Annotated in this window: 16 protein-coding genes; 9 read left to right on the top strand and 7 right to left on the bottom strand. The window is 33.0% G+C overall.

Going from position 1 to position 20,614, the window contains the following annotated elements:
• Nucleotides 1-4: 4 nt before the first annotated feature.
• From N4A35_11835 to N4A35_11795, 9 genes are all read left to right on the top strand, one after another.
• On the top strand, nucleotides 5-1,543 hold the full coding sequence (locus N4A35_11835) for a T9SS type A sorting domain-containing protein (protein MCT4582101.1): 1,539 nt from the start codon (nucleotides 5-7) through the stop codon (nucleotides 1,541-1,543).
• A 4-nt stretch (nucleotides 1,544-1,547) separates the two neighbouring features.
• On the top strand, nucleotides 1,548-2,813 hold the full coding sequence (locus N4A35_11830) for a T9SS type A sorting domain-containing protein (protein ID MCT4582100.1): 1,266 nt from the start codon (nucleotides 1,548-1,550) through the stop codon (nucleotides 2,811-2,813).
• Nucleotides 2,814-2,815: 2 nt separating this feature from the next.
• Complete coding sequence (locus N4A35_11825; protein ID MCT4582099.1) at nucleotides 2,816-4,483, top strand: leucine-rich repeat domain-containing protein; 1,668 nt, start codon at nucleotides 2,816-2,818, stop codon at nucleotides 4,481-4,483.
• Nucleotides 4,484-4,906: 423 nt separating this feature from the next.
• The gene (locus N4A35_11820) at nucleotides 4,907-5,545 is read left to right on the top strand and encodes a hypothetical protein (GenBank protein MCT4582098.1); all 639 of its coding nucleotides are present in this window, start codon (nucleotides 4,907-4,909) and stop codon (nucleotides 5,543-5,545) included.
• Nucleotides 5,546-5,651: 106 nt separating this feature from the next.
• Nucleotides 5,652-6,212 carry a LemA family protein gene (locus tag N4A35_11815; protein ID MCT4582097.1) on the top strand — a complete coding sequence of 187 codons (561 nt, stop codon included), beginning with the start codon at nucleotides 5,652-5,654 and terminating at the stop codon, nucleotides 6,210-6,212.
• Nucleotides 6,213-6,226: 14 nt separating this feature from the next.
• On the top strand, nucleotides 6,227-7,033 hold the full coding sequence (locus N4A35_11810) for a DUF1266 domain-containing protein (GenBank protein ID MCT4582096.1): 807 nt from the start codon (nucleotides 6,227-6,229) through the stop codon (nucleotides 7,031-7,033).
• A gap of 8 nt (nucleotides 7,034-7,041) precedes the next feature.
• Nucleotides 7,042-8,106: a DUF3137 domain-containing protein gene (locus N4A35_11805; GenBank protein ID MCT4582095.1), complete on the top strand. Its 1,065-nt coding sequence runs from the start codon at nucleotides 7,042-7,044 to the stop codon at nucleotides 8,104-8,106.
• A gap of 49 nt (nucleotides 8,107-8,155) precedes the next feature.
• Entirely contained in the window at nucleotides 8,156-9,181 is a 1,026-nt protein-coding gene (locus tag N4A35_11800; protein MCT4582094.1) for a hypothetical protein, read from the top strand.
• Between the two features lie 470 nt (nucleotides 9,182-9,651).
• A complete protein-coding gene (locus N4A35_11795; protein MCT4582093.1) occupies nucleotides 9,652-10,479 on the top strand; it encodes a hypothetical protein in 828 nt (275 codons plus the stop codon).
• 24 nt (nucleotides 10,480-10,503) lie between these two features.
• On the opposite strand, the gene N4A35_11790 is transcribed toward N4A35_11795, so the two are convergent.
• The 7 genes from N4A35_11790 to N4A35_11760 form a co-directional block, all read right to left on the bottom strand.
• A complete protein-coding gene (locus N4A35_11790; GenBank protein ID MCT4582092.1) occupies nucleotides 10,504-11,595 on the bottom strand; it encodes an endonuclease/exonuclease/phosphatase family protein in 1,092 nt (363 codons plus the stop codon).
• Nucleotides 11,596-11,603: 8 nt separating this feature from the next.
• Nucleotides 11,604-12,467: a rhomboid family intramembrane serine protease gene (locus tag N4A35_11785; GenBank protein ID MCT4582091.1), complete on the bottom strand. Its 864-nt coding sequence runs from the start codon at nucleotides 12,465-12,467 to the stop codon at nucleotides 11,604-11,606.
• Nucleotide 12,468: 1 nt separating this feature from the next.
• Nucleotides 12,469-13,200 (bottom strand): rhomboid family intramembrane serine protease, encoded by a 732-nt coding sequence (locus tag N4A35_11780; GenBank protein MCT4582090.1) that lies wholly within the window; start codon nucleotides 13,198-13,200, stop codon nucleotides 12,469-12,471.
• The gene (gene mutL, locus N4A35_11775; protein ID MCT4582089.1) at nucleotides 13,200-15,083 is read right to left on the bottom strand and encodes a DNA mismatch repair endonuclease MutL; all 1,884 of its coding nucleotides are present in this window, start codon (nucleotides 15,081-15,083) and stop codon (nucleotides 13,200-13,202) included. The genes N4A35_11780 and mutL overlap by 1 nt, the downstream gene beginning before the upstream one ends.
• Nucleotides 15,084-15,174: 91 nt before the next feature.
• Nucleotides 15,175-17,325: a penicillin acylase family protein gene (locus N4A35_11770; protein MCT4582088.1), complete on the bottom strand. Its 2,151-nt coding sequence runs from the start codon at nucleotides 17,323-17,325 to the stop codon at nucleotides 15,175-15,177.
• Between the two features lie 90 nt (nucleotides 17,326-17,415).
• Nucleotides 17,416-18,171 carry a hypothetical protein gene (locus N4A35_11765; GenBank protein MCT4582087.1) on the bottom strand — a complete coding sequence of 252 codons (756 nt, stop codon included), beginning with the start codon at nucleotides 18,169-18,171 and terminating at the stop codon, nucleotides 17,416-17,418.
• Nucleotides 18,171-20,573, bottom strand: coding sequence for a leucine-rich repeat domain-containing protein (locus N4A35_11760; GenBank protein ID MCT4582086.1), 2,403 nt, complete (start codon nucleotides 20,571-20,573; stop codon nucleotides 18,171-18,173). Before N4A35_11760 ends, N4A35_11765 begins: the two co-directional genes overlap by 1 nt.
• Nucleotides 20,574-20,614: the final 41 nt, after the last annotated feature.

The following is a 20,614-nucleotide window of genomic DNA, read 5'->3' as shown; positions in this document are numbered from 1 at the left end:
AACTATGAAAACTAAAATACTAAATATCGCTTTTTTGACTTCAATTGGATTTGGAGTAAATGCACAAGTAAAAATTGATGTTAATCCAGGAACAGGAGGTGCTAATGGTTCTGGTCCACAAGAATTTACAGCATATAATTCGGCAATGTATTTTCATGCTAACCATAACAATTACGGAAAAGAGCTTTTTAAATATGATGGAACTTCAGCATCATTAGTTCAAGATATACATCCTACTCATTACTCTAACCCTGAGTACCTAACAGTAATGGGAAACAAGTTGTACTTCCAAGCAACAGATGGGACTAATGGCAGAGAACTATGGGTCCATGATGGAACAAATACCACTTTAATAGACATTTATCCAGGTTCTAATGCATCTATCCCTACCAATTTATTTGCATTAGGTAATGATTTATTTTTTCAAGCAACTGATGGAACTAGCGGAAGAGAATTGTGGAAATACAATGGAACGAATGCTACTTTAATTGATATTAATCCAGGTGCTGGGCATTCATCGCCTCAACATTTTGTTGAATTTAATTCAGAACTATATTTTATGGCAGATGATGGAGTTAGCGGAAGAGAATTATGGAAATATGACGGAACCAACGCAACGTTAGTACAAGATATAAATGTAGGGAGTGGAGATGCTCTTCCACAACAATTTACAGTTTTAGGTACTAACCTTTATTTTCTAGCAAATGATGGAGTGAATGGTTCTGAACTTTGGAAATATGATGGAAATACAGCTTCAATTATTGATATAAACCAAGGTGTTGATGGCTCTAATCCAAACTATTTAACTGTTTATAACTCTGAGCTCTATTTTAAAGCTTATGAAGATACCTATGGATTTGAGTTATGGAAATATAATGGAACAAATGCAACTATGGTTCATGACATCAATCCAAATGGAAATTCTAGCATTAAAGAATTAACAGTTTTTAATAATAAATTATATTTCAGAGCTAATGATGATGTAAATGGAAATGAGCTATGGGAATATGATGGTACTACTGCCTCAATGGTCGAAGATATAAACCCTTCTGGAAATTCTAATCCTTATGAATTAACAGCTTTAGGAAATCATCTTTATTTTGCTGCTAATGATGGGACAAACGACTTTCAACTTTGGAAATACGATGGTAGCACGACTACGCAAATGATTATTAACCCGCTTTGGGATGCTGAACCAGAGAATTTAACAGTAATAGGAAACGATTTGTTTTTCTCAGCTGAAGATTCAACTAGTGATTTAGAACTGTATAAAGTAGCTGGTGTTTTTGCCTCTGAAATTGAAAAAATAATCCCAAAAGAAGCTCTGGTTTACCCTAACCCTGCAAAAGACAAAATTACTATTCAACAACATTTAGGTAATGAAGACTTCCACATAGTAGATTTATATGGTAAAACTGTACTTAGCGGAACAATTACCAATAAAAACTCAACCATTGATATTCAACCACTTAGTTCTGGAGTTTATTTGTTAAAACTAATCTCTGATGATAGATCTTATAGTCAAAAATTTATTAAAGAATAAAACGATGAAAAATACAATACTTAATATACTGCTCATCACTTCATCTTCTCTTGGAGTTATAGCTCAAAACGTCAACATTCCTGATGCTAACTTTAAAGCCTATTTAGTTGGAAACGCTGCTATTAACTCCAATGGAGATACAGAAATACAAGTCAATGAAGCAAACTCATTTACAGGAAATATCAGTTGCCAAAACCAAAACATCACTGATTTAACAGGGATTGAAGCATTTGTAGCTATAGAAGGTTTATATTGTGGCGATAATAACATCAGTTCTTTAAACGTCTCACAGAATACAGCACTTACAGCTCTTCAGTGTCAAAACAACAATATTAACTCAATTGATGTCTCACAAAATACCTTGTTAAATAATTTTGTTTGTTTGAATAATAACTTAACGTCATTAGACCTTACTCAAAACTCAAATTTAAATCTTCTTGTAATTTCTGATAATGCTTTAACAACTATTGATTTAAGTCAAAACACTGGTATAACAGTCTTCCAATGTTCCAATAATAGTTTAACGGCTTTAGACATAAGTAATAACCAATCTATTTATAGTTTAAACTGTTCTGGTAATAATTTGACAGCATTTAATATGAGCAACATTAGCACCAGTACTTTAACTTCTCTTGATGCTACCTCAAACCCAAATTTAACCTGTATAAAAGTAGATGATGTTGCAGCGGCTACAGCAACTTGGACCAACATTGACCCTGCATCTAGCTTTAGTTTAAACTGCGCTATATTGGTTAATTCTATCTCTGTGATAGGACAAGGAGGGGCTTCTGCTATTACAACTCTTGGAGGAACATTACAAATGAGCGCAACTGTGCTACCTGCTAATGCAGATGACAACACTTACACTTGGAGCGTGGTTAATGGAACAGGATCTGCTTCTATCAATTCAAATGGTCAGCTAACTGCAATAGCTGATGGAACTGTAGATGTTATCGCTACTGCTAATGATGGTTCTGGGGTAACAGGTTCTGCTACGATTACAATTTCTAATCAAAGTGTTAGTGTTACAGAACAGCACCATAACAACATGTTCTCTATATACCCTAACCCAGCTAAAACAACTATAGGAATACATACAAATGCATCAATAAATGAGATCCAAATTATTGACCTAATAGGAAAGATTGTTCTAGTACAAAACTCTAACTATAACAACATCAATATTTCTGATTTAAATAGCGGTATTTATTATGTAAAAATTAACACACCATATCAAACAGTCACTAAGCAATTTATTAAAAAACAATAATTATGAAAAAACTTATACTAAATTGTACAAGCATTATATTAGTGTTAAATGCTAATAGTCAAACTTTTGTAGATAATTTCATTACCTACTCAGTTACTTCTACTAATACAGTGAAAACAACTGATTATGATCAAATAAATGGAGGTATGACTACAATCAACCTGCAAGCAACAGTAACTGATCCTAATACAAATATTACTTATACACTAACAGAAATTGGAGCGCACTCATTTAACTCTAATAACATTTCGAATGTAAATCTACCTAACACTATAACTCAAATTGGTTTAGCTAGTTTTGCCAATAATAATATTAGTAATATAATTATACCCAACAGTGTAACAACAATAGATGATTACGCTTTTCATAACAATGATTTTTCTTCTATTGATATGCCTAGTAGTGTTATTTCAATGGGAGATTATTTATTTAGAAATAATCAGTTCTCTAATTTATCCAATGTGAATTTTCCTAATGGATACATTCCAAAGTATTGTTTTGTTGGAAATCCATTTATTAATCTTTCAATACCAGGAACAATTACTTCAATTGGAGAAGGAGCCTTTAAAGATAATCAAATTATCAGTTTAACATTGCTTGATGGAGTTAGCGAAATAGGACAAGGTGCATTTGGTAATAATTTAATTACAAGTATTAGTTTTCCTAATAGTGTAACCAACATTGGGGCTTATTCATTTTATGGGAATCAAATCACGACTATTACTTTCCCTAATAGCGTCACTTCACTTTCAAATGGTATTTTTGCAGGGAATCAGTTGACTAGCATTACCATTCCTAATCATATCACAAAAATTGGTGAAGATACTTTTTCTGAAAACCAATTAACAAGTGTTACCTTACACAATGCTTTAGACACCATAGGAATTTATGCTTTTGGGGATAATCAAATCACTAATATAAACTTTCCTCCTAGCCTTATTCACCTTGCTTCTCATGCTTTTGCTAATAATCAATTAACCAACTTGATAATACCAAGTGGTATCACCACCATAAATGAAGATTGCTTTAAAAACAACCTTTTAACAAGCATTTCTATTCCTAGCCATATTACCAGTATTGGAGAAGATGCTTTTCGGAACAATGCACTTACAGAAGTAAATATGGTCAATGGAATTACGTCTATTGGTAATTCAGCATTTGAAGATAACCAGATTGATAGTATTATTTTTCCTAGTACAGTTACAAACATAGGTTCAAGAGCCTTTTACAATAATCCATTAACGAGTGTTTCTTCTGTAAATATGACTCCTCCAACTATTAATTCAAATACAGGAAGTGATACTTTCGGACCCAACAGAACTTCAGTAAACCTATACATTCCTACAGGAACTGAAGCAGTTTATGTCACAGACCCAGGTGCATTATGGACCAACTTTAACCTTGTTACAACAACCAACTTTGTGTTTAGCAACATTGCTGATAAAGACTTAGATAATGCAATAACGCTAGTCAATACCAATACTCACATCAATATTCATACATCTGATGATGTTGATTTTGAAAGCTATATTATCTACAACCTTTCTGGAGAAATTGTTGCTAGAGGAAATCACCAACTTATCCCTACTTCACTATTTTCTAAGGGGATCTATATTTTTAAAATTAACCTGAATAAGGGAATAGTGAGTAAAAAAATTGCGATACAATAAAACCTAAATTAAACATTCTTATTTTCTAAAAATGCTATCATATTGGTAGCATTTTTTAGGATTTAAAAGGCCATTCAACTCTTTCCAAAATCAAAACAATAAAAAAAATAACACCTCACCTATTTTGGATAGTGCTGTCTTTATGGCTTGGACTTCTTCATATGTATTTAATTTTAACTCCTCAAGAGGAAGCTCCCTCAGGAATTATGTACATCTTTTTTATCATGCTGAATTATGCTATAATTTACTATGGACTAATTATAGGAGGCATTATTGCTACTATTTTTACCTTCATTAATCTTCTTTTTTTAAGAAAGCTACAATACTATGCCTTTTTTATCAGATTAGGATTACTAATAGCAATTGCAGCCATTGTAGGAGTAATACATTATTCTTTAGAAAAAATAATAGATGTCATTTAAAATGAAGTTTTTAACACCTTTAATATTAGCCCCTATTTTGCTTTTTATCGCTTGCAATCAAGAAGTTACAAAGCAACAAAGCGTTACTAATTTAGAACATAAAAAAAACTGTAAAGCATCTGAAGCGCTTCAAAAAGATAGTATTCAACCTTTTGATCAAATAGTAGCCACTACCCCACTCCAAAAATTACCTCACAGTGAAACGACCAACTTTGACGACTTTATTGATCCCGATGATTATCAAGAAATTGATGTAAACAGCTTACAGCTCGATAAAATATATCCTAACTTTTATCAAAACAATTTTAGAGCAATAGCTCAATATAAAGTTGATTTAAATCCGAAAAAGTTTCATTCTTTAGTTGTTACCACAATAAAAGGAACACATGAAATGGAATCAGTACTCATTAATTATAATTTAAAAGGAGCTATCATCGATTACAAAATTGTTGCATACGACGAAATCGCAGAAGGAATGTCTTGCACACAATCACAAATAAGTGAAGAACACTTAATGGTAAACCAAATATTTTGGGGAAATCATAAAGAAGTCAAACAAACCCAATATAAAATTTTAGAAGACGGAACAATCGATGAAATAGCAGTGAAGCACCTTAATGAAGCTATCGATAACTTTTAAAAATGAGAAAAACCAATATTATACTTAAGAAACAAGAACTAAAGAAAATTTAATTTTAATACATTATCAAATTACCTATAAATAAAGTATCTTACAGAAAAAAACTATGGAAATGACTATTGGAATTATTGTAATTATACTTGTTATTGCAGCTATTGTGATCAACAATCAAATAATCACAAAAAAGAATCAAGCCGCTCAAGCCTTTGGAAGTATTGAAGTTTATCTAAAAAAACGCTTTGATTTAATTCCTAACCTAGTTGCTATGCTCAATAAATATTTAGCACACGAAAAAGAAATACTTTTAAAAATAACTGAGCTTAGAAGCTCTATTGATCATCCTGAAACTTCTCCTAATCAAAAAATTGAAAAATCTAATGAATTTACTCAGCTATTAAGTGGGCTGGCGCTTAACGTTGAAAATTATCCTGAACTAAAAGCTGATCAACAATTTTCAAAGCTTCAATACGAGCTGACAGATATAGAAGAACAAATTTCTGCAGCTAGAAGAGCCTATAATGCAGCTGTGACTTCCTACAATAATAAAATTCAACAATTCCCTGCTTCTATCATTGCTGGAATAAGAAAAGATAAAACTCAGCTATTGTTAGAAATTCCTAAAACTGAACAAAAAGAAATCAACATAAAATCATTATTAACCAATTAAAAACACAACTAATTATGCAAATGTTCGAAAATTTACCCTGGTATGGATATGTTATTTTTGCCTTTGGAATAGTGGCTTATGCTTATAAGTTTTTCTCCAAAGCAAAAGAAGGCTATGTAGAACCTGATCAAGTAAAAGCTAAGTTTAAAAAAGATCCAAACAGCACATTGACTGATGAACAACTTTTCTCTTTGGCTTTAGACGCTGTAACAAACGAATGGTGGAAAGTGAACACCAATACCCTTTTTTTTAAGAAAGGAATTCACGCTAAAAATTATCTAGAAGGATGGGGAATCAATACCCCTGAGGGATACTGGGGACTAACCGAATACTTTATGAAAGATGGAAGACGCTGGTATTTCGATTTTATATATGCAATGATTCAAAACGAACCTGAAGAAAACTGGCCAACTTTGATGCAACAAAAATACGGAAATAACGAACGTGCTGAACGTTACCTCAACCTCCTAAGAACAGGAAAAGCTCAGGGAACACTGAAGCAAAAAGGGCTAATCACTTTTGATTCTGAAATTGAGGTTGGAGTTGCGGCATATGATGCAAGTGTTTTAGTAGGTCATGCTAGAAGAGCTTATACTGCTGAAATTATTAGCGAGGAAGATGCTTGGAAAGTGATAAATTTTGCAACTCAATTAGCGAAAGAACATTTTTCTTCATGGGAAGACTTTGCCAAAAGTTACGTTTTAGGTTTTACCTTAGATATCAGAGATAGAAAAGATGGTTATCTAGAAGAAATGTATGATTTATATGCACAACTATTAGCGAACCCTGAAAGTCCATGGAATACTATTGAATGGAAATAACACCTACTATGGACAAGCAACGATTAAAAAGCGTATACCACCAAACAAAAGACGCCCTATCTGCAGTAAATCAACAAAGAAAAGTCACTCAGCGCTTTCAAAAGCTTGTATGGGCGATTACTGGTTTATTGATGGTGCTTATGCTTTTTAATATGTTGAGTCATTATATTCCTTTACTCCAGGAGTATCGTTTTGCTCTTTTTCAACCATCAGCCAATAATCCTTATGCACAGTTATACCCTTTTATTGGGCTGATGGTACTACTCTACCTTTCTACGTCTATTTTTTCAAACAGGTTTGCCAATTTTAAACAGATCGAAGCGAAAACCATCACTCAAATGGTTCAATCTTTATTTCCAAATGTTGAGTTTTCTCTGAATACTTTTGTTCCTAAAAAAGAAATTATCAAGAGTAAGCTCTTTTCTAACATCAATGATAAAGCTCCTATCTACAGTTATGGTCAAATTAGAAGTTCTAATAACGAGCTTAGTATCAATATAGCAGATATTGGAATCGTTGAAAAGAAGACAACACATCAATTGAAAGCATTACTCTTACGAATTCCTTTTCTCAACTTCATTGTTATTTTTTACGACTATGTTCTAAAAAACCTATTGACTAACCAATCAGCTGAAGCTGTACAATATACTTTTCGAGGCTTATTTTGTTGGTTAAGCTTTAAGAAAAAACTCAAAGGCCATACTGTTATTTTAACCAATGCATATCCTACCCAAATTAATCGTTATTTCAGTCATAATTTTAAGGAAGAGCAGCAAGTTCAATTAGAAGATCCTCGTTTTTCAACAGCATTTATAGTGTATAGCACTGATCAAGTAGAAGCACGTTATGTTTTATCTATTGCTTTAATGGAACGAATTCTTTTGCTTCAAGAAAAGTTTAAACGTCCAATCATTTTATCATTCCACCATCAACAAGTTTTTATTGCTATTGAAAATAAAAATGGTGTTTTTTCATTTCCCTCAGGAAATCTATCTTCATTTGAAGTATTGGAAGAATTAGCTTTAAATATTGAAGCTGCACAAGCAATTCCTACAGAATTAAAGTTAAATTAGGTCGAATTTAGTTATCTTTATAGTTGAAGTAATTTAAACGCTTTTAGCTATGAATAAAACCATTCATCCTTACCAATTACTCTATATTTTTGGACTACCATTGTTGATCATTACAGGCATGGTTGTACTTGCTAAATCGACTCTTTTTCTAAAACATCCTGAACAATTAGCTGTAGGAATAACATTGGACTTAGTATTCACTGCTCCCCTCCTCTATTTTTTATTGATTCGTAAAAAAGCAATTCCTAATACTACAGTTGTACCGCTATTTATATTGGGCGTTGTAATTACCAGCTTTATTATCCCCAAAGACTACCAGAACTTATTACTTCAGGTTAAATATTGGGTGGTACCTATTGTAGAAATCTCAGTTGTAGCATTGACCATCTATAAAATCAGACAAATTAGAAAAGCTTATAAAGCTCATCATCAAGATATTAGTCTAGATTTCTATACGACATTAAAAACCTCAACAGCAGCTATTCTCCCTAAAAGAATTGGGATGCTCTTAGTTACTGAAATAGCAGTTATCTACTATGCTTTTATCAATTGGAAAAAGCAAAAATTAGCAACTAATGAATTTACCTACCACAAACATAGCAGCGTGATAGCCCTCCTAGCAGTCTTTATCTTTCTAGCACTAGGAGAAACTGCTATATTGCACTACCTCATTCAAAAATGGAATGGTGTTGTTGCTTGGGTTTTAACGATTATAAGCATTTACACGGCTCTTCAATTATTTGGAATATTACGTTCTATGCGAAAAAGACCTATCGTTATTACCGATGAAAAGCTTTATTTAAGACATGGTATTTTTAGTGAAACAACAATTGCATTGGATCAAATCGAAAGCTTTGAGCAAAGTTCAAAATCAATTGTTTTTGATGAGCAAGTAAGAAGACTCTCTCCTTTAGGTGAACTTACCAATTATAATTACATCATTCATTTAAAATCTCCTCAAACATTGGTTGGGTTATATGGTCTTAAAAAGCACTTCACAACATTAGCTTTTCACGTTGATGATAAGCGCTTGTTTCATTCCTCTTTGTCTAAAAAAATACAGAATCAAAAATAACGTACAAATCTTACATTTACTTCATAAAGTAAATACACATATTTATTCAAAGCTATCGGAAATTGGTTCACTATTTTCTAATTCTTTTTAATCACATAGTTTTGGCTTCAAAGAAAACATTTTATGAAGCCCAAGAGAAGAATAATTTCCCTCTTCTTCCTGATTAAACTATGAATTATTTTTTGAATTATATCGGTGACATGTTAGAATCCATACAAAGGCTTCTTCTTTCTTCTCCAAAATATAGTTACTTAATTATAGGCCTAATATTTCTATCTTTTTTTATCGGTGTCATCAAAAACAAAAAATGGGCTATTGATCCAAATAGCAATCACCAACGCGCTGCATACAATTTGTTTGGTAGAACATTATTCAGATGGTTTATAGGCTTCATTTTCTTATTAGGCGCATTTGGCGGTATAATCAACTATATACTGCTTTAATAAACTTAAACTAAAAACAACATATATATGAAATTTCCAGGAATGAATAGAATACAAGAACTAACTCAACAATGGGAGCAAAACCTATCATGGGAACAAATCCTTGAATTAGAAGCACAAGGGACTGACGTTAGTGAGATTAAGCAACGTTTTCTTGCTAAACAACAACAACTTGAAGAACTCGAAAAAAATGCTAATATACTTCGTTATACGAATGCAGAACTGGACCCCAAATTTATACCAAATCCTACTAAAATAGCTAAATTAAAACCTTGGTTTGAACAATGTAAAAATCCAGATAGTCCTATCATCAGAGATACAGTTGGTAAAGCTCCATTATTATTTGGCAAATCTAAGTGGGCAGAAAATATAAGATCTTCTGAAATTTTATTGACAGCCGTAGTACAATGTGACCCTCAACTTTGGAAAAGTATTACAGACGAAATTACACCTGCTTCTTATTTATTGGTTTATTCGTTAAACCCAAAATACGCTAGAAATATAGAGGTAATGAAAAAAGTAGCTAAATTACTCAATGATTATAGAGAACAAACAATCCATGATCCCTCTAAGTATTCCAAAACGATGTTACAACTTCATAAAGATTTAGACCAGCCACAAAGTACTCCTCATCTAACTATAGATTCAACATTATTAAAAGAAATTGGTATAGAAGAAGCTGACGCAGATATTAGGGTTGCTAGTAATTACATCTACAGCTATACGCCATTACCCAACAATATGCTACCGTCTGATGGAATTTTACCTTTTATTAGATTTAGAGAAAAAAACTTAAGGACCAAAGATTCTTTTGCCTATGCCACACGACTAATTCCAGCTAAGTATTATCAATAAAAGATATACGCTTTCTATCAAGGTCTATTTAGTAGGTATATAATATGTACCTACAATAGGCCTATGATCTGAATAAACTTTGTTAATGGTATAAAATGAATGGTTTTCAACCAACTGATTATACCATAGATAATCTATTCTTAAAAAAGGGATATTCCCTATATATGTACTTCCTACCCAACTTCCATTTTCATTAAATGAATCCTTTAATCCCTGTGAAAATTGTTGATACGTATAGGATATTGGCGTGTCATTCATATCAGAAGCGATAATGGTAGGATAAGGAGAAGTCTCTACATGTTCTTTTAACTTAGCTACTTGATCGACTCTTTTTTGAAACCCTTTTTCTAATCGTATAGCGACCTTTTTGAGTGGTGCTATATCTTCTTCCAATCCTTTTTGTTGCTCTCCTGCTATAAAAGTATAATCATCGTAATCAAAACGAATAGAACCTAAATGAGCATTATAGATTCTGATGGTATCTTGCCCTTTTAAAATATCGATAAAAGTACTATGATTAGCCGCTTCTCCTTCAAATAGGATGGCTCCTTGGTTAAGAATTGGATATTGACTAAAAATTGCTGTCCCTATTCCTGTATTTATCCCTTGCTTCACTGTTTGAGAAGTAAAATATTGATTCATATAGGGCAAGTTTAAACTTTGTGCTAAATCTTTCCCATCTCCTTTCATATAATACTCCTGAAAACATACGACATCTGGATTTTGTTGTTTTACCAACTCTATTATTTTCTTTTTAATATCCTTTTCTTTGGTCCAATCATACAAATCAAATAATCGAACATTATAGCTCATCACTTTAATTGAATCTTCCGAAAGATCTTGACTACCAAAAGGAAATTGAAAAAACTGAAAAAACTGATTCCAGCCTAAAGCAATGACCAAAAGAGAGAGTAAAGCTTTCTTCTTTCTGTTAATCCCCCAATAAATAGCAAATCCGATATTCGCTATCAAAAATATAGGGTATGCTAAGCCAAAGTAGGCAAAGAGAACCGTTGTTTTGGGAGATACATAACTTGCTAAATAAGCAGACAACAGCCCTATTACAACAATAATGTTTAAAGTGTATATTAAATAATGAGCTATTTTTTTGACCAACTCCAAGTTTAAAAATTATTTAAAAACTCTTTCTCTTTTTTAGATAGTGCTTCATATCCACCAACTTTTATTTTATCTAAAATAGCATCCAGTTTTTGCTGATCTGATTGCTTTTTAGCATTGTACTCATAGTCATCTCTAGGAGGCTTAGGATTATTGGAATAAGAAACTTTCATCTTAGGTTTTCTTTTAAAGATTCCTGATAAATTACCAATGGCTTTATCAAACCACATACTCACATCTTTTCCATTTTTTAACTGGCTTCCCATATAATATCCCCATGCTGCTCCACCTAAATGCGCAAAGTGTGCCACGCCGTCTAAATTTCCTACACTCAATAAATCTACCCCGACATATAGTAAAGCTAGGATGTACAGTTTAACATTAAATACACCAAAAACCGCAACTTCTAAATTAGGTTTATAAGCAGCAAGACCAACAAAAATAGCCATTACAGAAGCAGAGGCTCCTAATAAAGTTGAGGGTCCACTATTAATCAATAAAGGAAATATATTTTGAGTAATTAAAAACAAGACAGCTCCAGCCAATCCTCCTATAATATAGGTACTCAAAACTTTTTTCTTGCCAAAGTAATGTTCAAACATGCTCCCAACAAAAAAGAGCACCAACATATTAAACAAGATATGTCTTGTTCCTCCATGAATAAACATATAGGTAAAGAGGCTCCACGGTTTATTGATATTACTCAACAGGTTGGAATCAAATGAAAACCAATGAATAAGATCTAACTGGAACAATCCTCCTATAAAAATATTCAATACAACATAAATGGCCACATTTACATATAACAACTTTAAGAACATCCCTCCTCTATTGTACAAAGCCTTTATATTTCCTACAACATCTCTCATCTTAATAAAAATTACGTTTATCTCTTTGCCAATACAGTACTAGCAGAATACCTATGAGTGCTCCACCTAGGTGTGCAAAGTGAGCTATATTATCTTGCGGATTATTGGCAAATCCTAAATACAACTCTAAAGCAATATAACCAACAACAAGAAATTTTGCCTTAATTGGAATTGGAGGAAAAAGCAACATCAATTCAGTATTTGGAAATAAATATCCAAATGCTACCAAAATTCCAAAAACAGCCCCTGAAGCACCTAAAACAGGAGCATTACGCATTGCATTTAATTGCCCCATAGATGGATCAGAATAATTCCTCTGGCTCTCCCATAATTGAGTACCATTCTGAACGACGTAGTCTACAGCCTCTGGACTCATTTCAGCAGCCAAACTTTCCATTCTTAAATACACTACAAGTGAATGCAATAAAGCCGCTCCTAACGCTGTAGAAAAATAGTAGAATAAAAACTTTTGTGATCCCCATACACGTTCTAAATGCGAACCAAACATCACTACAGCAAACATGTTAAATAAAATATGAAAAAAAGAACTGGTACTGTGCATAAAAAAATGCGTTGCCAACTGCCAAGGCCTAAAATTATCTGTCCCAATTGGATAAAGCGCCATTTGATGCATTACTGCTGGCAAGGCAAACTGTGCCAGAAAAAACAAGACGTTAAGAATCAATAAGTTCTTAACGACAGGTGTCATATTTCTAAAAATTTGATCTAACATTATCTCTTTCTTTCAAAACGTTGGTCGAGTTCATCTTCTTCAAACTTCACAATGATTGGTTTTCCAGATGGGCTAAAGTTTGGTGATTGACACGCAAACAATTCATTAAACAGGTGCTCCATCTCTTCATGTTCCATACTTCTTCCCATTTTTATACACGAACTATTGGCCATAATCATTGCCATTTTCTGTTGATAATTGGTTCCTGTATTATTGGTATTGTGTTTTAATTCTTCTAGTAAACGCTCAATTAAACGTTCAGCCTCACTATCCGAAACACCTACAGGTAAACCATTAATTACCAATGTATTTTGTCCAAAAACTGAAATTTCAAACCCAACATTATTTAATTCATCTAACAATTCACTAATCAATGCAAAATCACTTGCATTTAATTCTACTTGTTGAGGAAAAAGCAATTTTTGAGTTTCAATATTTCGTTCCTCCATTTTATTTAAAAACTGCTCAAATAAAACTCTTTGGTGAGCTCTTTGCTGATCGATCATTAACAGCCCAGAACGCACTTGAGTCAGAATATATTTGTTGTGCAGTTGATAAAACTTTTGCTTGGTCTCAACTGTAGTTTCTTCCGACCAATTTTGTTCCACAGTTTCAGATTCGGTAAAAATGTCAGCATTTTTAACATTTGTTGACGTTTCTTGAATCGACGCTAAAAAATCTAGATTGGCATCGACTTCATCTTGCTCAAAAGCTGTCGCTTTTGGCATTTTAAAACTAGATGTTGAAGTGCTTTTTGTCTCACTTTTATCAGATGTTTCAAATGGGTTATAAGTCGTATCAACCTGAATGGTAGGCATTTTAATTTCTTGCCCTTCTTTTAATGGCGCGACATTGAATGAAGTCTCTTGGTCAAAGTCCAACGTAGGGGCTATATTATATTTCCCTAGAGAGTTTTTGATTGCTGAGTTTAAAATGGCATACACCGTTCGTTCATCTTCAAACTTAATTTCTGTTTTAGTTGGATGAATATTAATATCGATGAAATCAGGTGAAACCTCTAAATAGATAAAATACGATGGGTATTGTTCACTACTTATTAAATTCGAATAAGCCGACTTTACTGCGTGATTTAAATACGTGCTTTTGATAAAACGATCATTTACAAAAAAGAATTGCTCTCCCCTGGTTCTTTTGGCATATTCGGGTTTAATCACATACCCTGATATATTCACCACTGTTGTTTCCTGCTCAATAGGGACAATTCTTTCATTCATTTTTTTACCAAACACATTTACTATACGTTGGCGTAATGTTGTAGGAGGTAAATTGAACACCTCATTTTCGTTGTGGTGCATCGTGAAATGAATATCAGGATGCGTTAAAGCTACACGTTCAAATTCATCGACAATGTGTTTGGTCTCAACAGGGTTGGACTTCAAGAAATTTCGACGTGCAGGAACATTAAAAAATAAATTCTTTACCGTAAACTTTGTTCCAGTTGGACAAGCCGCAGGCTCTTGACTCTTTACTGTACTTCCTTCGATTACAATATGTGTTCCTAAATCACTTTCTTCTGTTTTAGTCTGTAGTTCAACTTGTGCTATTGCTGCTATAGAAGCTAGCGCTTCTCCTCTAAACCCTTTTGTCCTCAACGCAAATAAATCATCCGAAGAAGTAATTTTTGAAGTGGCATGACGCTCAAAACACATTCTTGCATCTGTTTCTGACATGCCTCCTCCATTATCCACTACTTGGATTAAAGTTTTACCAGCATCTTTTATAATTAAATCAATTTTTGTTGAACCAGCATCTATTGCATTTTCTAACAATTCTTTTACAGCCGATGATGGTCTTTGTACCACTTCTCCCGCCGCAATTTGATTGGCTACATTATCTGGCAATAACTTTATTATATCCGACATTCCCTTCTATTCTTCTGTTTCAATTTTTAGAAGCTATAAAGATAATTGAAATTCATGAAATAGAAGCAAAGATTACCATCATCTATCTTAACTAAGTTGGTTTTGCTAAACTGTATTTACGATAAATTTTGTTGTCCCAATTTTGAAAATCGTTGTTATAATTCTTTGAAAATCTTCTATCTGAGACTCCTCCAGAATAATTGGTATAGATCGTTTCCTCTCCAAAATCAACAATCATTCTACAAGATGGAGCAAAGGTGGTATTTCTATTATTGGCTCTGTATACTTGCCCTTGCAATATCGTCGCTCTTCCTCCAGGCAAAGCGAATGGTCCTTTGTTAAATCCTAAAAACTGAGGTAATGCTTCTCCTAAAAGAATATTTTTAAGCGAAAACTGATTGACTTCTCCCCATTTTTTGACCTCTCCCTCTAGACCTATCCGAATAGCTTCTTCATATATTGCTTGCTTTGTCTTTTCTCCAAACCATGCTGAAGATTCCTTGAGCAAAACTTTATCAAAATTTTCATAAAAATCTACAAACACTCCGGTTTCATTTTGTAAAAATTGTTGTGTAGTTTTTCCTATTACTGGACCAAAAACAACCGCGTATAAACTTCTGTAAACCTGTTCGAATAAAAACGCTCCCTCTGAATCTATATCATAACACAAATCCCAATCTCTTAAACAAATCCCACTAGGGGTGTCAGGTAACAACGGGCGAATAGTATGCATAAACTTTTCAGCTTGAATCGAATACACATCATAATGCATTTCTTTCATGTCTTCAACCCCCAGTTTTTCCTTTTCTGACAGCAATTGTTTGATTCTCTTGGAACGATAATCTCCCATGGCTATCGTTTGTGTTGGAACCTTTCCTGAAGTGGTTATTTTTTCATTTGCTGTAGCAATAACTCCATTTTCTGGATTCAATTCGCTAGGTAAATCTGTATGTGGATAATAGCCTTTCCAATCATAAGTTGAATCCCAACCAATTAATGGTACAAAATCTGAGACTCCCGCTTTTCTCTTGGGAAGTAACCCTGACATTTGATAACCAATATTTCCTGTTTTATCGGCCAAAACCCAATTAAATGCCATTTCAAATTGCCCTAAACATTCCATTCCTTCTTCCACTGAAGCTCTTGAAAACATCAATAAGCCATTCTTAATCGAAGTCGCTCCACCATCTTGACCACTCCAACGCGATGACAAATAATACCCTTCTTTAGTAGGTTCTCCTTGGAGCACCCCATGTTCATTTTCGTAGAACGTAACTTTTTGAGCTTTTTTTCCTTTTACTTTAATAACCTCTTCCCTTTTCTTAAACGGAATCCACTCCCCATCTTTTAAATAGGATTCGTCCTTACACTGTTCTACCCAAGAATCAATAGCATCCATAAAAGCATAAGTGGTTCCCCAGGCTAAATGACCATTGGCACCAATTAACAATCCACAAATTCCAGGCATTGTCATTCCATGAGAATAGTTTCCTTTATTGTTGAGTCGAACTTCATACCAAACTGACGGTAATCGGTTAATCTCTAAATGGGGGTCATTCACCAATAGCGGTTCTCCTGAAGCAGATTTTTCTCCACTAATTACCCAATTATTGGAAGCCATCATAGGGTCAACTATTTTACTCTGTTTTACTGCTTCTGGGATAATATTATCGACCAACTGTATTTTCTTCAATAACTCCTCATCATAATCACCTAAAATCTCAGGAAAAAGTTCATTTAATAATTCTTTGGATATTCCTTTTTGAACTAATTCTATAAACAAATGTTCTATTTCACCTTGAGCTTGTGCTAAAGTTAAATAACCTATCATTCGACTCAATAACACCATATCTCCAATCGTCCATTCAAAGTCTTTAAACCCTAATAATATTGATAATTCCCAAGGTTTTCTTTTTCGAAAACATTCATTAGCGCCATCGCAATATGCTTGTAGTTTCTCAAGTTCTTCAGCAGAAAATTTTTCTACTTCTGACTGGATATTATATTGCCATCCTGTTGATCTAAAAAAACGATCAATTTCTATCATTTCAGGACTACCTTTTAACAATTCAGCAGCTCGTCCAGCTCCCAATGTTTTCATCACCATCATCTGAATCCCTCTATCATAAGCATGACAATAGCCTATACCAAAGAATAAATCATTCTCATTCTCTGCTTTTACTTCTGGAATTTCTCCTTCAACTCTTTGAATCGTAATTTGGTTATCTTTTAAGGTAATCATAATTATTCGTATTGACTTAATGCATGCAAGTTTTATCGCTTGCTACTGCTTATAAAGATAATTGAATTTAGTGAGATGGAATAATTTTCATTAATCTTCAGGCATTAATAACATTCTTCTTCCTCCTACTACAAATAATACTCTAGCATAAGGAAGATATCGTTTGTTAACATTTTTATAATGGATATAAACATAACAAGCCCCCTCAGTAAAGGCTTTTCCCTTACTGAACTTGGCATTATTCCCTCTAAACCACCTTTTCACCACCTCTTCTGCAAACTCCTCATAAGTATATGGTAATATTGGTTTTAACGCTCTTAAAGAATCTTTAGCTTTAGGTTTTCCTCCATAATAATAACCTGTTCCATCCTCTGCTTTTTTATCATGATGATAAACAGCTCTTCGTTTCTTATTAATCGCTTGAGCTTGTTTAATATATACCTTTTGAAATGCTCCATGATAACCTTTATCCATCGCTACATACTTCACACATTTTTTTGCCTTTCTGATATTACCATCTCGATGCTTAAAACTCCCTGAACGGTAATAACTTCCATAAGTTTGTACTGCTTGATACAATGCTTCATTCATCACTAAAGGAGCTCTTCTTTTCTTCGCCCTGATTTTATTAAACGTAAAAAAGACGGTTGCGCTCAATAATTCCTGATCTATATTTTCAATATCCAGTTCATTTAGAGCTACTCCTGACTCAAAAAAAGATTGCCAATCATAAGCTGTGAAATAGCTATTCTCTTTAGCGACATACGTTTCTGAAAATGTTTTAAAACTTCGAGATTGCGTCCAAACTGTTATAGGAAGCAACAAGATGAGCAGCATTTTTTTCATCACATCAGCTTTTTTAGTAGGTCTGCTCTTTTTACATCATCTTTAGCAATAAATTCTGGTTCAAATTCAACTGTAAAGTCTTGCATATTTTTAACGCCATCTGCAAATGCTTTATGATTTACTATGACGATATTTTCCTCAGCATCCATCAATAATAATGAATATTTTCTTCCCTCATCATAAGTCAGATGATTCACATCTCTCTCTTTTATATAAGTGTTGTTTTTCTTATCTAAAATATAAAGTACTACAGGAACAAACAGTGCTTTTCCTACATTTTTCAACATTACTTTTACTCTATTTCGCTTCTTCTTTTGAGTTATGTTAATACTAGCTCTTGGTAATCGATCCCAATTAAAGATTCCAAATCCGGTTAATCCTACAGTATAGGTTTTGGTATAAGTTAAAGCTCCACGGTAATTACGCATTTCATCTTGATAAACTTGGAGCCTACTTTCATAGGTATTCATTTCTGAGGTATATTTTTTGAGTTTTGTTGCTTGCTCTCCGCGCTCTTCTTTCATGATTTTGTTATACCTTTTCCAAAATTTTAAATACTGTTTTTGCTCCGAATTCTTATTGCTTTTAGAGGACAACCTACAAGGAACAGTTAACGAACTGTCTATATAGTGTATCGTTAAATCAAAGACATCTTGCTCTTTATTAATCGTAAAATCATATCCAAAACAAAGATTTTCCTGAACTAATTCACCATCATGAACACCTAAATAATTTCTATTTTCTTTATGGTACTTTTTTAGGGTTCTTCTTAATACTCTTGCTTTTTTATAATCAACTATTAGTTTTGACTTATTCAAGAATTGAAGACTTTCATAATATCCACCTGCAATGTAATTTTGATATACTTTAACGTAATAGGTTTTTCTTCCCCTCCGATTTTTAACAATATGATGCCTTAACTGTGGGAGTGTTAGTTCAGGCTTTAATGCGCTAATTTCCTTATTTAGTTTGGGCGCCGTAGCATTGGTTACTTCTTCTTTTTGTATTGCTGGTTGAAGATAATCCCACTTTCCTGTTTCATCATCAATTGAGTAAAAACTATAATTAGCATCTGTAAATTTAGAGTCTAATTCTACATTGATTAAAGCATTAGGATTAGGAAACACTTCTTTTCCTTCAGATTCAGCTCTAAATTCTATCATTCCAGCCGATTCAAAGTTATAGGTAGTACCTGCACTATCATACTCCATTGGAATTCCACTTAAAATTTGATCCACTGGATTTAAAATTTCCTTGTAAGCAATTTTAACTGGTGTTGTAATGACCTTTCCAGCTTCATCTAAAAATGCATTTTGGGGTATTGTTAGTCTAGAGTTTGAAGTTGTTAACCTTTGTGGTTGATTAGGTACTACCTCAAACTCTTTTGGAGTTATCAAAGCTTGTTGAATAGGAGGACTTATAATCCTTTTTTCTGGAATTACACTTTTGTTTTCCTCTCTTCCATCTTCTATTTTACAATTTGGAAATTGTTTTTTGAGCCTTTCTAAATCTTTTGGATCAATAGCATTTCCACTTAGATCTAATAACTTTAAGTTAGGAAACTGAATAGAATCTATTACTAAGCGTTTTAAATTGTTATTAATTAACTTTAATTCTTCTAATTTCTTATTCGTAGCAATAGCAGGCAACACTTTATTAAATTTTGTTTTTTTACAATCATCAAAAACAACAGCCTTTATTTTACTATTTTCTGGAAATTTCACTGTACTTTCCTTAAAACTGCATGCTTCAAAAACAAGTTCTTCTACATCTAATCGTATCGTATTTTCTGGAATTTCACGTAAATTACTGACCTCAACCCTTTTCAATTGAGTTAAATATGATAGTCCACGAAAAGCATTTTCCATATCTAATCGAGGATTCCCTTTTAAATTAATGGTCTCTAAATTTCTCCATAAACTCGGTGCATAACCTAATTCTTTTAAATCATTTTGGCTTAAATCTACATGTTTTAAATGCTGCATTTTATGCATCATATCTGGTATTTCGAATAAATAGTTATTACTTAAATCTAAGACTTCTAGTCCTCTAATTTCATTAATCGAAAATGGAATATATGCCAATTGACAACTACTTAAATTCATGGCCCTCAATGTTTTTATTTGAGCTAAACGATAGAATGATTGTTCAATTTTTAGTTGCTGATTCTGACTCAAATTAATAGTTTCCAAAGCTACATAATTCAATAATTCATTAGGAATAAACTCAAGGTTTTGGTTAGACAAATCGAGTGCGATTGTAACCGAATCCTTTTCTTGGGTTAATTGCTTTTCTTTTTTTTGAGGGATTAAGTGATGAACCGTTTGATTTTTTACATCTAGAAGATTTACACATAAAGGAAAGGAAGAAATTGAAATGATCAAGAATAAAAGTACTTTCATAATATTAAGGTTTTAACTATATATGTGTAAAATGAGAAAAG

The sequence above is a fragment of the Flavobacteriales bacterium genome (assembly GCA_025210295.1).
Lineage (GTDB): Bacteria > Bacteroidota > Bacteroidia > Flavobacteriales_D > Parvicellaceae > S010-51.
This window is presented reverse-complemented; position numbering and strand designations above follow the sequence as displayed.